This window comes from Nostoc sp. C117, assembly GCF_043099735.1.
Taxonomy (GTDB): domain Bacteria; phylum Cyanobacteriota; class Cyanobacteriia; order Cyanobacteriales; family Nostocaceae; genus Nostoc.
Genome location: NZ_CP170991.1, coordinates 3549941 through 3563794 on the forward strand (window position 1 = coordinate 3549941; position 13854 = coordinate 3563794).

The 13854-nt window shown below is 41.4% G+C and carries 10 protein-coding genes; 7 read left to right on the forward strand and 3 right to left on the reverse strand.

Going from position 1 to position 13854, the window contains the following annotated elements; translation table 11 throughout:
- Positions 1-158: 158 nt before the first annotated feature.
- Positions 159-2966, reverse strand: coding sequence for a beta strand repeat-containing protein (locus ACFG4S_RS15425; protein WP_392535619.1), 2808 nt, complete (start codon positions 2964-2966; stop codon positions 159-161).
- Positions 2967-3921: 955 nt separating this feature from the next.
- A complete protein-coding gene (locus ACFG4S_RS15430; protein ID WP_392535620.1) occupies positions 3922-4986 on the reverse strand; it encodes a potassium channel family protein in 1065 nt (354 codons plus the stop codon).
- A 147-nt stretch (positions 4987-5133) separates the two neighbouring features.
- Here ACFG4S_RS15430 and ACFG4S_RS15435 point away from each other — a divergent pair, with 147 nt between their 5' ends.
- Positions 5134-6414 carry an aspartate aminotransferase family protein gene (locus ACFG4S_RS15435; protein ID WP_392535621.1) on the forward strand — a complete coding sequence of 427 codons (1281 nt, stop codon included), beginning with the start codon at positions 5134-5136 and terminating at the stop codon, positions 6412-6414.
- Positions 6415-6764: 350 nt separating this feature from the next.
- On the opposite strand, the gene ACFG4S_RS15440 is transcribed toward ACFG4S_RS15435, so the two are convergent.
- Positions 6765-7037, reverse strand: coding sequence for a hypothetical protein (locus ACFG4S_RS15440; protein ID WP_392535622.1), 273 nt, complete (start codon positions 7035-7037; stop codon positions 6765-6767).
- Between the two features lie 269 nt (positions 7038-7306).
- On the opposite strand from ACFG4S_RS15440, the gene ACFG4S_RS15445 reads away from it, so the two are divergent.
- The 6 genes from ACFG4S_RS15445 to ACFG4S_RS15470 all read left to right on the forward strand — a co-directional run bounded on the left by ACFG4S_RS15445 (position 7307) and on the right by ACFG4S_RS15470 (position 13854).
- A complete protein-coding gene (locus ACFG4S_RS15445; RefSeq protein WP_392535986.1) occupies positions 7307-7768 on the forward strand; it encodes a hypothetical protein in 462 nt (153 codons plus the stop codon).
- Positions 7769-8089: 321 nt separating this feature from the next.
- A complete protein-coding gene (locus ACFG4S_RS15450; RefSeq protein WP_392535623.1) occupies positions 8090-8272 on the forward strand; it encodes a hypothetical protein in 183 nt (60 codons plus the stop codon).
- Positions 8273-9125: 853 nt separating this feature from the next.
- Complete coding sequence (locus ACFG4S_RS15455) at positions 9126-11003, forward strand: NAD(P)H-quinone oxidoreductase subunit F (protein ID WP_392535624.1); 1878 nt, start codon at positions 9126-9128, stop codon at positions 11001-11003.
- 147 nt (positions 11004-11150) lie between these two features.
- Positions 11151-11864 (forward strand): carbonic anhydrase, encoded by a 714-nt coding sequence (locus ACFG4S_RS15460; protein WP_392535625.1) that lies wholly within the window; start codon positions 11151-11153, stop codon positions 11862-11864.
- Between the two features lie 273 nt (positions 11865-12137).
- Entirely contained in the window at positions 12138-13634 is a 1497-nt protein-coding gene (locus ACFG4S_RS15465) for an NADH-quinone oxidoreductase subunit M (RefSeq protein WP_392535626.1), read from the forward strand.
- 37 nt (positions 13635-13671) lie between these two features.
- Positions 13672-13854, forward strand: coding sequence for a hypothetical protein (locus tag ACFG4S_RS15470; protein WP_392535627.1), 183 nt, complete (start codon positions 13672-13674; stop codon positions 13852-13854).

Genomic DNA, 13854 nt, shown 5'->3' on the forward strand with positions numbered 1-13854 from the left:
CTCTTGTTTCCCCCCTTAGAAAGGGGGGATTAAGGGGGGTAATTCGACTTGTGTGTACACCGTAGGCTTGAGCAGGGGAGCAGAGGAGAGTTAAAATACCAAGTTCTTTCCCCTCTGCCCCTTCCCTCAAGCTTGTGAGAAATGGGGGTTGTAGATGCCTAAACAACCACAAAATTATCTTTGGTTAATGACACTCCAGCAGAGAACTGTGCAAATTGTACTTGCTTAAACCCGCTTGCACTGCCATCAAGGTCAAAGTACAGCGCACCTGTAATATCGTTATAGATAAATCTCTGAGTGGTACTTGTTGCAGATATTCCTTGGGTAAACTGACTAGCTGACAGTGAAGGAGTGGATAACCCACCACCAAAACCAACAGCCGATACCTGAATCACTTCATTACTAGCGTTGAAGTCATAAATAGTATCAATGCCTTGATTGTAATTATTGAAAGCAAAGGTATCAGTACCAGACCCTCCATAAAGGTTGTCATTACCTTTGCCACCTATGAGGATATCATTGCCATCTCCACCTTTGAGGGTGTTATTGCCCGAAGCACCAAAGGCTGTGAGAGTATCATTTCCATTGCCACCAAAGAGTAAATTATTGCCTGTTGAATAGTCAACATTCAAGTAATCGTTACCAGCGCCACCATTAAGGGTATTATTGCCAGAAACAGTATAAACTCCGTAGTCAAAGTATAATGAGTCGGAGCCAGAGGCAAAAAGACAATCATTGCCATCGCCACCAGAAAGCAAGTTATTACCACTTGAAAAGCTGGTAACTAAATTATCGTTACCTGCACCACCTTTGAGGGTATTATTGCCAGAGATAGCATCGAGATAGAACTCGCCTCGGTAGTCGTTGTAGCTGCCAGAAGCACTAAGCGAATCATTGCCATTGCCACCAGAGAGCAGGTTATCACCATTTGAATAGTTAGCAGATAAATTATCGTTACCTGCACCACCCTTGAGAGTATCACTGCCACTACCGCCCCCATCGATGGTATCATTACCATTGCTTCCGACAATATTATCATCGTAGGCTGTACCGTGGACATTTAATCGTTCGATATTCTTGTAGCTAACCTGATTGGCATCCGTTGTAATTGAGCCAGTGTTAGTAGCAGCATCAAAAGTCGAAGTAATTCCCGTGCCAGTATTGTAGTTAGAGAAGGACAACAAATCGTCACCTGCACCTCCATCGATGCTATCGTGGCCGCCATCGCCGCCGGAGAGGGAATCGTTGCCTTTACTTCCTACAATCAAGTCATCATAGGTAGTACCATCGATATTTAATCGTTCAATATTCTTGTAGCTAACCCGATCCGTACCCGTTGTAATTGAGCCAGTGTTAGTAGCAGCATCGAAAGTTGAAGTGATTCCCTCTGTTGCAAAGTAGTTAGAGAAGGATAACAAATCGTTACCTTTTCCGCCATCAATGGTATCCTTACCTGCGCCTCCATCGATGGTATCGTTGCCATTAGTGCCGACGATCGAGTCATTGTAGATTGTACCTGCGATCGCTAATCCTTCGATATTCGTGTAGTTAATCAGAATGTTGCCCGAACTAATAGAGCCACTATTAGTAGCAGCATTGAAAGTCGAGGTGATTCCCTCGGTAAAATAGGCATAGGAAACGTTCAATAAATCCTTACCTCTTCCCCCATCTACTGTTTCAGTCGCTAAGTCAGAGGGGGAACTATATAGGACGAAAGAGAAGGAATCATTGCCATCCCCACCATTGAGGATATTATTGCCAAAAGCGCCCTCATATGTGCCTGAGTAGTCGTAGTAGCTAGAGGCAGAGAGATAATCATTGCCATCCCCACCATTGAGGATGTTATTACCTGATGAATTGCCAGCAACCAATGTATCATCACCAGCACCACCATTGAGGGTGTTATTGCCAGAAATGTCAAATCCGTAGTTATCAGAACCTTGGCTAGAGGCAGAGAGATAATCATTGCCATCCCCACCATTGAGGAGGTTATTGCCTGTTGAATAGTCAGCAGCTAACTTATCGTCACCAGCACCACCATTGAGGGTGTTATTGCCAGAGGCGGGATTGGTATATCTCTGGTAGTCGATGTGATTCCCAGAGGCGGAGAGATTATCATTACCATCGCCACCATTGAGAAGGTTATTCCCTGTTGAAGAGTTAGCATCTAATCCATCGTTGCCAACACCACCGTTAAGGATGTTATTGCTTGTTGAATAATCAACATTCAAGTAATCGTTACCTTTACCGCCAAAAATTGTATCATTACCATAACTGGGATCGTTACCACTACTGCCCCCAAAGAGTAAATCGTTGCCATTGGTTCCTACAATCAAATCACTGTAGACTGTCCCTCTAATTTCTAATGCTTCAATATTCTTATAGTTAACCCGATTCGTACCTGCCGTAATGGAGCCACTATTAGTAGCAGCATTGAAAGTAGAAGTGATTCCAGCGGCAGCACTAATATAATTTACAGTCAAGTAATCCTTACCTGTTCCTCCATCTACCGTTTGAGTCTTTAAGTCAGAGGGGGCAGTATTTGGGGCAGACAAATAAAAGAAATCATTGCCATTCCCTCCGCTTAGGGTGTTTTTACCTTGGACTCCATCGGCATAAAAGGAATCATTACCATCTTTGCCTAAGACCGTATTGTTGCCAGTAGAGTAACTAATATCAAGGTAGTCATTCCCTTCATCTCCAGAGAGATTGTTATTTCCAGAAGAATAGGAAGCATCAAGGGTATCATTGCCCGTATCACCCCGTAGCACGTTGTTACCAGTACCACCAATCACGGTGTCATTTCCCTTACCACCAATCACGGTGTCATTTCCCTTACCACCTTTTAAAAAGTCGTTGCCACTGTTGCCATTGATGATATCATCACCTGCTTGACCGTTAATTGTATCTGCCCCGTTGCTACCTAGCAGATTATCATTACTGTTGGTTCCAATGATATTCACCATAACTTTTACCTTCTGAATCGATTTATTGAGTAACTTCGGTGCTTAATTTGATTTATTGTTGATGCTGTTTGAGGACACACAGAACTCGCCGAGAGTTACCACTTTCGACATACTTTGATTTCACCCTTAAGGCTTAGAAGTTTCCCCGAAGATTCACTCTATTGATGAGTTTGTGAGTAGAATTTATCTAACTGACTTTCAAAAGGCAGGATGTAGGAGGCAGGAGGTTGAAAATTAAATTCTTTAATTATTTCCTATTCCCTTTTTCAGCCGTTATTGATGTACGCATTTGATTATGTACTTAAGACTATCTAAGTCTTAAGCTCTGCACAAATTTATGAGAGTGAATTTAGGAAAACACATAGTTTCAGACTTTTTTCTCTCATCCTCGATCGCTAACCAAACCGATTTATCGGTGAAGTTACGCTGAAAAATCAAGCTTGAATGCCTAAAACCGAAACTTCATATTTGTTTTTTGTCAATGCGTAAGTTCTACTGTCGTAAAAATAGAGGAGAATTAACTCTAGCTAGGGAAAGAATTTTTTTAACCTCTATAACCTCGTTATTTGCTATTACGTATGGGTGTGTAGCTTAAAATAAGGAACATCTAAATAACACTATAATAACCATATCTGAATATTTACTGAGATGTCTATCCTTAAAGAGGAACTTTGCATACTCTTCACATTATTTGCCGATGACTGTAAGTAAGTCGGCGTTAAAAAATTAAGCTATGTGACGAAATGTAAAATCAGCAAATAGCTTATAATTTGGTTATTCATAGTTTTTACAAAACTAAACATATATGGGTTTTTTCGTGCCGACTTACTTAAAATTTAAGTTTTTCTCTTTATATGTTCTTCACTTGCAGCTTTTATCTCGTCAGAAATCAACTCAATAGAAGCAACAGCAATATCTTCTTCTAGGTAATTAATAGTAGTTGTGTCGGTGAAAATCAGCTATTTTTCGGTCGCCGCAGTTGTTTGGAATTCATCGGACCGAGAATTTGATTCAGACTACGTAATTGCTCAGCTGTACCCATGCCAATTAGCCGATCTCCCGACATTAAAACTGTATCACCAGTGGGACCACCGATTAAAGTACCATCAATGCGGCGAATTGCCAGAACTAATGCCCCAGATTGCGATCGCAATCTCGCTTTTTGTAAACTTTGACCCACGAAAGGACAAAAAGCCGGGTCGAGTAAAAATTCTTCCATGTATAACTGGCGGTCTGCACCTGTCAAAATCCCGTCTACAAAGTCTAATACTTGAGGTCTAAGTGCCGCAGCAGCCATTCGTTTACCACCAGTAATATAGGGAGAAATCACTTCATCTGCGCCACCGCGTCGTAACTTCTGCAAAGCTTCTTCTGTACTTGCCCGCGCAATTACCCGAATTCCCGAATTCAGGGTTTTTGCTGATAAAACAATATATAAATTTTCGGCATCTGAAGGGAGTGCTGCAACGATACACATCGCCCGTTCAATGCCAACTTTCAGGAGTGTATCATCTAACGTAGCGTCACCTTGGTATGCCGTGTGACCTTCCGTCTGCGCCCTTTGTACAGATTCCATATCCGAATCAATCACCACAAAAGATACACCTTCTGCCTGAAATTCCTTGGCGATTTGACGACCAGTCCGACTAAATCCACAGATGATGTAGTGTTCTGACAGGGATTCCATTAACCGCCTCTGTTGTTGTAGCCGAATTCCTTGTTGAAAGTAGCCTTGAATGATTGCTTCTGTAAATCTGTTGACAATGTAACCGATATTGACTACACCCAACAAAATCAGGGCGATGGTAAATAACCGTCCTCGGTTACCGAGTGGATGCGTCTCCCCATATCCCACAGTCGCCAAGGTGATGACTGTCATATAAGCTGCATCTTCCCAAGACCAGCCCTCTATTATTCGATACCACAAAGTGCCAATTAAGAAAACACCACCGAGAGCGATCGCCCCGGCCATTAACTCCTTTTGGATACGTTGATATTTTTGCTCAAGTGTTGAGTACAAAATTTTTTCACCACTGCCAAGCGTCTGAGGTCATATAAGCGTTAGCCTAAAAAAAGTACCAGTTGTGCTAAATAAAAAGTAATTTTTAGGGATTTCTAGGAAACTAGTAAATAACTATATAATGAAAAACTTTCAGGAGGAGCGGTAGTGAGCCTACAAACTCTCGTTGAACAAGCCACCATCCCCCCAGATTCAGGGTCAGCATCTAGTCCCTTTGATGCAGATAGCTTCAATGAAGCTGTTATGTCTACCTATGGCCGGTTTCCCTTAGCTCTAGAACGGGGTGCTGGATGCCGGGTTTGGGATACACAGGGACGAGAATATCTGGATTTTGTGGCGGGAATTGCTACTTGTACTTTAGGACATGCCCACCCCGCTATGGTAGAAGCGGTGACACGCCAAATCAAAAAGCTGCATCATGTGTCTAATTTGTACTACATTCCTGAGCAGGGTGAATTGGCCAAATGGATAATTGAACATTCCTGTGCCGATCGCGTGTTTTTCTGCAATTCTGGAGCTGAAGCTAACGAAGCTGCAATTAAGCTAGCGCGAAAATACGCCCACACAGTATTAGACATTGAAAAACCAATTATTTTAACCGCCAATGCCAGTTTCCACGGACGGACTTTGGCCACTGTTACCGCCACAGGGCAACCGAAGTATCAAAAGTACTTCGATCCTTTAGTTCCAGGGTTCCACTACGTAAATTACAACGATATTAATGCTATGGAAGTGGCCATTAGCGAGTTGGATGAAGGCGATTATCGGGTAGCGGCGATTTTGATTGAGCCATTGCAAGGAGAAGGTGGCGTGCGTCCTGGAGACATTGCCTATTTCAAAAAGCTACGGCAGATTTGCGACGAAACTGGGATTTTACTGATTTTTGATGAAGTCCAAGTTGGTATGGGGCGCAGTGGTAATTTATGGGGTTACGAACATCTAGGCGTAGAACCAGATATCTTCACCAGTGCTAAAGGCTTAGGTGGCGGTATCCCCATCGCGGCGATGATGAGTAAGAAATTTTGCGATGTTTTTCAACCAGGAGAACACGCCAGTACTTTTGGTGGTAATCCTTTTGTGTGTGGTGTAGCACTAAGTGTCTGCCACACATTAGAGCGAGAAAATATTTTGCAGAATGTCCAAGACAGGGGCGAACAGTTAAGAACTGGATTAAAGGCGATCGCCGCCAAATATCCTCAGCACATTAGCGAAGTTCGCGGTTGGGGTTTAATCAATGGTTTGGAGTTGCGAGCCGACATTGGGCTAACCGCAGCCAATGTTGTTAATGCTGCCATCAACGAGGGTCTATTGCTTGTCCCAGCCGGGCCAAAAGTCATTCGATTTGTGCCGCCGTTGATTGTCACAGAAGCGGAAGTCAATACTGCCTTGCAAGCTCTGGATAAAGCAATAGCGATCGCCACAAAATAGGCGTTCTGCAAAATAAACATAGTGGTTCTTGTTTGGATACAACAGATCGACTGCTGTTGTACTCCTACCACCAGGATTCCACATAATTGAAATCAATTTGAACCACAATCCGATCTAGGGGCGCACAAATGTGCGCCTCAATACTTGTCGGTTAAGGGGAAAAGGGGAAAGGGAAAGGGGAAAGAAAAACCTTTAACCTTTACCCTTTAACCTTTACCCCAAACCCAATTCCGAGTTAAAAATGCAAAACCCGAGCAGTATTGATGTGCGCCTTTGCTTCAGGTGACCAATTTGAAAAAAAGAATGTGACCAATAGACCATCTGTAGAGACGCGATTAATTGATGAAGGATTATGAACCTTGCAAAAGGTCATTAATAGAGTTTATACTCTGTTCAATTAATCCTGCCAGATAAGTTCTTAATAAATCAACAGTTTCCCCTGAAAAATTTAATAATCCCGTAGCATATAAGAGACTCGAAATACCAATAACTAAAGCCAGAAATCTGCCAAAAAAACCAGGATTAATTTCAATAAAACCTAATTTAGATTGCCCAATCACAGCAATCGTGATAAAAATAATTCCTGTTATTAAAAATGTGTTGTTTGGAGTTAAATCTGTCATTTCCCTATTCAGATACTTCAGTAGTTTTATTGTAACTATTTTTAGTTTAAATTTCTGCAATAGCTATTCTGCATAGGCTTTTTCCTATTTTGCTAAAACTATTGATTGCTAAGAATCTGAGGATCAAAAATTAGAAATTATATCACTACTCTACTATTATGACTACCATTTGATTTTGCCAAAATTCGTACAACTAGAACCAGATGGCTATAGACTTTGGTCTGGTTTTTAGTTTAAACTACACTAAACAGATGGGAATAGTGGATTTTATGGAAAGCTTCCAAGAAGTCAGTCAAGAGTTGAGCCTGGAAAACCAGACAATCACCGAGCAGTTAGAGCCGACTGTTTCAGAGGAGTTCAAAAAAGACATTTTCAAAAAACTCAGAGGTGGATTCTTTCTAGTGCTGGGATATTTGTTATCACCACTATGTTGGTGGAATGACTTACTTTTTAATCTGCCAATAGCTTATGGTTTCGGGTATGCGTGTAGTTTACTTTCCCCAAAATTACTTTTACCTTGTTCTATTATAGGGTACTGGCTCTCTAATATTGTGGGAATTCTCTTGATGCAATTTGGTTCTAAGGAGATGTTTCAAAAAGAACCCAAAGAGCATAACCTCAAAAAAGAGTTAATTACGGGTCTAATTTCTTCAACAGCTTATACTTTGTTGATTATGCTATTGATTCAGCTGAAGATTCTCGACTCTCCAGTTTTATTCTCGAACGGTTGAAGCAGAGTAGAAAATTCAGAATTGAGAATCAAAGAGTGGGAGATAGCCTACGGGAACTAAACTACAGACCGCCAGTAATTGGTGTCAACTTTAGATAAAATATACTGAGTGTCTGAGTTTTGCCTTCTTCCCAAAATTTAGACGGTGTACTACTTATTCTAAGATACAAGGACACAAGGTTGGGTTTCGTTCCTGAACCCAACCTACGCCTAAATAAAAATTTTCTGATGGCACAAATTTAAATCTAATTGGCGATCGCATTTATTTTGGCAATATGTAGATATTAGGTAAAGCACAATCACTTCGATATAGGAATTACTGATGAATCGTTCAAAATTAATTGCCATTCTTACAGGTGCGATTTCTGTCATTTTAGCGATCGCCTATCTGATCTTAGTCCAACTCCTAGACTACCGGGACATGAAACCAGCCCCCATTAGTCAAGTTGAAATGCATGCGATTGTTGCCGATTGTTGGCAGATTGACAAAGTTACCGAGGTATAAATTACATTTAGGGAACTCCAAGAAATAAATTATCAATTTTGTAGCATGGGCATTTTACCATTGGTGTCAACTTCTGCTTAGGGACATCCAAAAATTACATTACTCAATCAATTTTTGCATCCAATAGGAGCAGGGGGACAAGGTAGACAAGGTAGACAAGGTAGACAAGGTAGCAATACCTCTCCCTTGTCTCTCCAAAGCGATTGATCATTTTTTTATTTGGAAGTCCCTTATAAGCATATAGTGTTAAGTCTTTGGGGTTCGCTTTATTGTTCAGACGGGGATTCTACCCCGACTGTTGCTTAACGTAAGTTCGATGAACTTCTCCCTCCCAGCCTCCCTCTTGGAAACGGAAAGCAGGGTGGTTTCATACAAACAGAGAAAAACTAAAACTGGGTTTCAAAGCCTCTCCCCCACGGGCTACGGTGTACAAACAAGTCTTAAAATTACACCTCACACTTGGTTTCGTCGTCTATTCCTAAGCTGTTGGATCGCTCCGAAAGGCTCTTTGCAGCGTTCGCGCAGCGTCTCGTAGAGAGGAGGAACGACGAACGCAAGTGCGTTTCGTAGACAAGCAATCACTTTAACTACGGGTAATACTACTAATTCATAGATAAAAATCAATGGCTATTATTCATTACTCAAATAGTTGATTATATAAGTTTTAATTAGAGTAATTATCTTAGATTTATTTAGATAAAGTAATTCCTTTTTGACAAATATAACGGTAAGCTATTTCTAACAAAATTAAACAAAGATAAATTTTCATTATCTGCGATGGGTGGGTTAACAGGGATTAACCCAAATTGATTGAAAACCCTCAGTTTTTTATGAAAATATAGAGGTTAAGTTGATGGCTCAGTTTCTAGTTGAGACTGTTTGGCTAGTTCCTTGCTATGCCTTAATAGGTGGCTTATTAGCTGTGCCTTGGTCACCGGGAGTGATTCGGAGAACAGGACCAAGACCGGCCGGTTATGTGAACTTAGTGATGACATTTTTGGCGTTTGTACATAGTGCGATCGCCTTACAAGCAACTTGGAATCATTCAGCCCAAGAAGTATTCATTCCTTGGTTATCTACGGCTGGTTTAGATCTCACCATTGCTGTGGAAATATCCTCGGTGAGTGTCACTGGTTTAGTTGTGATTACTGGTTTGAATTTGCTGGCGCAGATTTATGCGATCGGCTACATGGAAATGGATTGGGGTTGGGGACGCTTCTATTCTTTATTAGGATTATTTGAAGCAGGACTGTGTGCCCTTGTTCTGTGTAATAACTTGTTCTTCAGTTATGTAATTCTCGAAATCTTGACGCTGGGAACCTATCTTTTAGTCGGCTTATGGTTTAGTCAGCCGTTGGTAGTTACAGGTGCAAGAGACGCTTTCTTAACCAAGCGGGTGGGAGACTTATTCTTGCTGATAGGGGTGTTGGCATTATGGCCTCTGGCTAGAACTTGGAATTATACCGAACTTGCTGAATGGGCAACTACTGCTAACGTGAACCCGACGACGATGGCATTGGTAGGTTTAGCCTTAATTGCAGGGCCGATGGGTAAATGTGCCCAATTTCCTCTACACTTATGGTTGGATGAGGCGATGGAAGGCCCTGTTCCCAGTACGATTTTACGGAATTCAGTGGTAGTCGCTAGTGGTGCATGGGTGTTAATTAAACTGCAACCTGTGTTAAGCCTGTCCCCGATAGTTTCCTCAGCGATGGTTTGGATTGGTGCAGTGACGGCGGTAGGTGCTTCGTTAATAGCGATCGCTCAAATCGATCTTAAACGCTGCCAATCCTATTCTGTCAGTGCATACATGGGTTTAGTGTTCATCGCCGTGGGAACGCAACAAGACGAAGCAGCGCTGTTGTTAGTACTCACCCATGCTATATCCGCAGCGCTGTTAGTAATGAGTACTGGGGGAATTATCTGGAATAGCATCACCCAAGATGTAACCCAATTAGGTGGACTGTGGAAACGTCGCCCGATTTCTGGAATAGCTTTTATCGTTGGGACTTTGGGGTTAATTGGTTTTCCATTCTTGGGTAGCTTTTGGGCGCTGATGAAATTAGCAGATGGGTTGTGGGAAACTCAACCTTGGTTAGTGGGAATAGTTATAGCGGTGAATGCTTTGACAGCCGTTAGTTTAACCAGAGAATTCGGTTTAATTTTTGGCGGTAAAGCTACACAAATGACCGAGCGATCGCCTGAAGCACACTGGCCGATGATTTTACCAATGATAATATTACTTGCTTTCAGTTTACATCTTCCTTTGGTGTTGCAAAACTTATCACTTTTACCAGATTGGGCAAGCCTAAATAAAGATGTTGCACTACTGCTAATTTGGTCGAGTATTTTCGGTTGCACCATCACTGGTGTAATTTATTTAGGCAATATTCCCAAACCGATTCGTTTACCTTGGCAAGGTTTACAAGATTTATTTGCATACGACTTTTACACCCCCAAACTCTATCGGATGACTATTATTTTCAGCGTTGCTCAAATTTCGCAACTTGCCGATATGATTGACCGATTTGTAGTTGATGGCATCGTTAATTTTGTCGGTTTATTTTCGCTTTTGGGTGGCGAAGGTCTGAAATACAGTACCTCTGGTCAAACTCAGTTTTATGCTTTAACCGTTCTTTTAGGAGTAGGCATTTTAGGAATGTGGGTAACTTGGCCATTTTGGGGAATACAGTTTTTAAATTTGGTTTTTCAAATTTCGACAGTTGGGTAGTAGTCTCTCAATAAATAGTTGATGAATACATCCCCTGTAGAGACGGCGATTTATCGCCTCTCTCTAACCCTCAAAATGAATTTGACAGACCAGTAGTTAATACTGTTTTATTACAACCAGACAGTTTAATATTTTGAGGAGAATTCGATGAGCAGACAACATCCCCAAATCAATCTTTCTAGAAGAACTTTATTTAAGTTTAGTGCAGGTGCGATCGGTACAGGTGTATTCACAGCCGGACTTAGCTCAAACTTACTTGCCGCTGAAAAAGCCTCACCACCAAATGATATTACCCCCGATAAAGCATTGCAAGAATTATTAGAGGGTAACGAAAGATTTGTCCAAGCAAAACGTCGCAATCCTCACCAAACTCATTCGCGTTTAGTTGAAGTTGCCAAAGGTCAAAAGCCCTTTGCCTCTGTTCTCGGCTGTGCAGATTCACGAGTGCCTTCAGAGATTATTTTTGATCAAGGACTTGGAGATTTATTTGTCTGCCGTGTAGCTGGTAATATTGCCACAGCAGAAGAAATTGGTAGCTTAGAATTTGGCAGTTTAGTATTAGGTTCTAAAGTCATTGTGGTAGTGGGGCATGAGAGATGTGGTGCCGTAAGTGCCGCGATTAAAGGTGCTGAAGTACCAGGGCAAATTGGAACTTTACTTGAGGCAATTAAACCAAGTGTAGAAAGCTCAAAAGCAGAACCAGGAGATAAGTTAGAAAATGCTTGTAAAGCAAATATTTTGAGACAAGTTGCAAAATTGAAATCATCACCAGTTTTATCTAAATTAATAGAGGAAGAAAAACTGAAAATAGCAGGTGCTTATTACGATTTAGACACTGGCAAAATCAGTATAGTAGCCTAGCTTTTTTTTCATTGGTCATTGCCTAAGGGATTTCCAAGTAAAAAAATATTCCATCTTTGTATATGCAGAGGAGGCAGAGGAGAAAGAATCTGCCACTATGAAAATGGGATAATTTATTTTCTGGAAGTCCCTAAGAGTATTCACCTAAACCCAAAACCCTCATGTAGTGACGTGATACATCGCGTCTTCTTCAAAGACCAATCATCTTTCACCCAAATGTATTGAGTCATAAAGGACAAAAAACAAAAGACGAAGAAAAAGGACAAAATTACCATGTTAAGTGTTTTGATTTGGCTCCCAATTTTAGCTGCCACTCTCATAGCAATATTACCTGCAAATATCCCTAATTATCGAATTCGTTTAACAGCATTAATTTTTTCGGGGATAGTTTTTTTCTGGAACCTTTGTATCCTGCTAAAATTTGATATCAGCAATCCAGGGATGCAATTTAAAGAGTATTTGCCCTGGAATGAAACCCTTGGATTGAGCTATCAATTAGGTGTTGATGGTCTTTCTATCTTGATGTTGGTGTTAAATAGCCTACTCACTTGGATTTCGATTTACAGCAGCAGTAAAGAAACTGAACGTCCCCGGTTATTCTATTCCATGATTTTATTAGTGAGTGGAGGAGTAGCAGGTGCTTTTCTAGCTGAAAATTTACTGCTATTCTTCCTATTCTACGAACTAGAATTAATCCCTTTCTACTTACTAATTTCTATTTGGGGAGGGGAAAAACGGGGTTATGCTGGGATTAAATTCCTGATTTATACTGCTGTTTCAGGAGCATTAATTCTGGCGACATTCTTGGGTATGGTGTGGCTGAGTGGTTCTACCAATTTTGCTTTTGATGCAGTCTCTACAGAAAATCTGTCAACAGCAAAGCAAATCCTTTTATTAGCAGGAATAGTATTAGGTTTTGGCATCAAAATTCCTTTAGTTCCCTTCCATACTTGGTTACCGGATGCTTACGTTGAAGCTTCAGCGCCAATTGCCATTCTTCTCGGTGGCGTGTTGGCCAAGCTGGGAACCTATGGACTGCTGCGATTTGGATTGGGTATGTTTCCCCATGCTTGGAGTATTATTGCACCAACTTTGGGAATTTGGGGAGCAATCAGCGCTATCTATGGGGCAGTAATTGCGATCGCTCAAAAAGACATCAAGCGCATGGTAGCATACAGTTCCGTCGGTCACATGGGCTATATCTTGCTAGCTGGTGCTGCTAGTACTCCCTTAGCACTGGTTGGTGCAGTCGCCCAAATGTTTAGCCACGGTATCATCCTGGCGATTCTCTTCCACTTGGTGGGAGTTGTGGAAGCGAAAGTTGGTACCCGCGAATTAGATAAACTCAATGGTTTAATGAGTCCCATACGTGGTTTACCTCTAATTAGCGCCCTACTAGTTTTAAGTGGGATGGCCAGTGCAGGTATTCCTGGTTTAACTGGATTTATCGCGGAATTCCTCGTCTTTCAAGGTAGTTTCTCTGTCTTTCCCATCTCAACAATTTTGTGTGTAGTGGCTAGTGGCTTAACCGCAGTTTATTTTGTCATCCTCCTCAACCGCACCTGTTTTGGCAGACTCGATAACTTAGCTTACTATCCCAAAGTCCTTTGGTCTGAGAAAATCCCAGCTTTAATTTTGGCAGCTTTTATCATCTTTTTGGGAGTACAACCCACTTGGTTAGTGCGTTGGAGTGAATCCACAACTACAACAATGGTGGCCACAATTACCCCCTTGGAAAAAACCGTCATCTCTGAAGTAGCGTTGAAGTAATCAATTAAGAGAGTTACGCATCGATAAAGGAGGAAGGATGAATCTGACATTAATTCCCAGTGGTTTTGTTCTATTTCGCTTTTTGATATCTCCATTCCTCCTGTTAGATGCTTTGGATGGCAAAACTAGTGTTTGGTTCATCGTCGGTTTTGTTGCAGCTTTCCTCATTTTTCATGCCCTGAATATTCGTCAAGAATTAGTAACACCAATTACCAAATAA

Coding starts and splice junctions, on each gene's coding strand:
- ACFG4S_RS15425 (WP_392535619.1), bottom strand. CDS start 2,966: ATGGTGAATATCATTGGAACCAACAGTAATGATAATCTGCTAGGTAGC.
- ACFG4S_RS15440 (WP_392535622.1), bottom strand. CDS start 7,037: ATGACAGATTTAACTCCAAACAACACATTTTTAATAACAGGAATTATT.
- ACFG4S_RS15445 (WP_392535986.1), top strand. CDS start 7,307: ATGGAAAGCTTCCAAGAAGTCAGTCAAGAGTTGAGCCTGGAAAACCAG.
- ACFG4S_RS15450 (WP_392535623.1), top strand. CDS start 8,090: ATGAATCGTTCAAAATTAATTGCCATTCTTACAGGTGCGATTTCTGTC.
- ACFG4S_RS15455 (WP_392535624.1), top strand. CDS start 9,126: ATGGCTCAGTTTCTAGTTGAGACTGTTTGGCTAGTTCCTTGCTATGCC.
- ACFG4S_RS15460 (WP_392535625.1), top strand. CDS start 11,151: ATGAGCAGACAACATCCCCAAATCAATCTTTCTAGAAGAACTTTATTT.
- ACFG4S_RS15465 (WP_392535626.1), top strand. CDS start 12,138: ATGTTAAGTGTTTTGATTTGGCTCCCAATTTTAGCTGCCACTCTCATA.
- ACFG4S_RS15470 (WP_392535627.1), top strand. CDS start 13,672: ATGAATCTGACATTAATTCCCAGTGGTTTTGTTCTATTTCGCTTTTTG.